Here is a 2,240-nt window from a genome sequence, read left to right as displayed (position 1 = left end):
CTGTTAAACGCCTTTAAGAGGTTAGGTTTGCTGATCATCGTGGAGTCGCCGACGAAGGCGAAGAAAATCCAATCGATCCTGAAGTCCAAGACCATCTCCACCGTTGGCCATTTCAAGGACCTCCCCGAATCCTCCATCGGCGTCGACCTCAAGACCTACGAGCCCACCTTCGTCTACCACGACAAAAAGAAGAACCTTCCCCGCGAGCTGCGGGATGCGGCCAAAGGCGAGACGGTCATGCTGGCGGGCGACCCCGACCGCGAGGGCTATGCCATCAGCCGGCACGTCTTTGACGAGGTGAAGTCGGTCGCCAAGGATTGCCTGCGGATGGAGATCTTCGAGGTGACCGAGAAGGGTCTGAAAGATTCCCTGGCAAAGGCCATCCCATTTCTGCAGACCAACACCGGCCTCTATCACGCCTTCCTCGGGCGCCGGATCGGCGACCGCCTCGTGGGCTACATCCTCTCCCCAATCGCCAGCCGTGATCTCTCCGGGAAATTCAGTGTCGGCCGTGTCCAGTCCCCGGCCGTGCGCCTGGTGGTGGACCGGGAGCGGGAAATCAGGGCCTTCGTACCAACCCCTTACTGGATCCTCAGCATCCTGCTGGAGAAGGATGGGACGCAGTTCCTGGCGCGTCACGTACGGGGGAAATTCGAAGTACAAGCTGACGCCCTCGCCATTGCCGAGGCGATCAAGGCCGAGTCTCATGCCCTCGCCGAGAAGGTGGCAAAGAAGGAGACCAGGCAGTCTCCGAAGCCGCCTTTCACCACGGTCGACCTCCAGGCCGCGGCGGCCGCACGGCTGAAGCTGCAGCCGGAGCAGACGATGAGGCTGGCCCAGGCTCTCTTCGATCACGGCCTGATCACTTACCATCGCACCGATTCCGTCAGGATGGCCGATGAATTCATCGCCGAGATCAGGACCTTCCTGGGGAACGCCCTGGGCCCGGACTATCTTCCACCGAAGCCGCACCAGTACAAGTCAAAGAACTCGCAGGCCGACGCCCACGAGGGTATCCGCCCGACGCACATGCATTCCCTGACCGAGATCGCTCCCTTGATCGGCAGAGAAGGTCTAACCCCGGAACATGCCAGGCTGTACGACCTGATCTTCCGACGTGCAGTGGCCAGCCAGATGGCGCAGGCTGTCTATGACGCCACCGTGATGATTTTCGATGTAGTCGGTGAGAAATTCAGGGCGAACGGACGAGTGCTTAAGTTCGACGGCTTCCTGCGCGTCTACGGAGACTCAGAGGACGAAAAGGAGCGGAAGGACGACGACCCGGTGCAGGCGCTCCCGCCGGTGGAGTCCGGAGAGCTGGTCCCTAAGAAAGGGGAGATGCTCGACGAGAAGAAAACGAAACCGCCACCCCGCTTCACTTTCGGCTCCCTGGTGAAGGAGCTGGAGAGGCTGGAGATCGGGCGACCGTCGACCTATGCCGCCATCACCAAGAACATCACCGATCGCGGATACGTGCGCGAGGAGAAGGGGAAGGTGGTGCCGCTCCCGCCTGGAGAGACGCTGATCGACTATCTGCGCGACAAGCACGGCTGGGTGATCGACTACGACCTGACCCGCAGGATGGAAGGGTTCCTCGATCTCGTCGTCGATAACAAAGAGACCTGGCAGCGCTTCTGTAAAGGCGTGCACGGCAAGATGGGATTTGTCGCTCCCGCCGAAAGAGGCGAGGGTGCCGCCCCCACCGAGGGTCAGCTCCGTTATGCGAAGGCTCTGGCTGAAAAGGGCGGCCTCACCATTCCCGAGTCGGTTCTCCAGAGTCGCCAGCAAATTTCCGCGTGGATTGACCGTGCCACCGGCAAAGGGGCATCTCCTAAGGCCGCATCCGCAGGCGAGGGGAGTGGCTGCAATACTGGAAGTCCCGATGGCTCTGTCGAGGGGAGGAAAGGGCGAGAGGAGTCTGCTGGTGTCGAGGCGAAGCCCGGTCGTGGTTCAGTTGGGAAGGGAAAGGCCAAGGGGGCAAAAGCCGCGACTGCCTCCGACGGAACCATCGGCCCCTGTCCCGGCTGTGGTCAAGGAGTCCGTGAGTTCGACAAGTCCTACACCTGCAGCGCCCGCTGCGGTTTCGTGCTGTGGAAGGACAAGCTATCGAGGTGGGGGAAGGAGATCTCCCCCTCTCTTGCCGGAAGGCTTATGAAAGGAAAGCCCGTTGCGCTTCGCGGTCTCGTGTCAGTGAAGGAAAAGAAGAAGTTCGACGCCAAAGCCCAACTCCACCGCGACCC

The 2,240-nt window shown here is 61.1% G+C and carries 1 protein-coding gene; it reads left to right on the top strand.

From position 1 onward, the window contains the following. Positions 1-27: 27 nt before the first annotated feature. A partial coding sequence (gene topA, locus AC11W3_RS18300) for a type I DNA topoisomerase (protein ID WP_484093510.1) occupies positions 28-2,240 on the top strand: 2,213 nt, incomplete at its 3' end.

The organism is Geomonas sp. (genome assembly GCF_056994735.1).
Note: the sequence above shows the minus strand (reverse complement) of the source record. Positions and strands in the feature narration are given on the sequence as shown.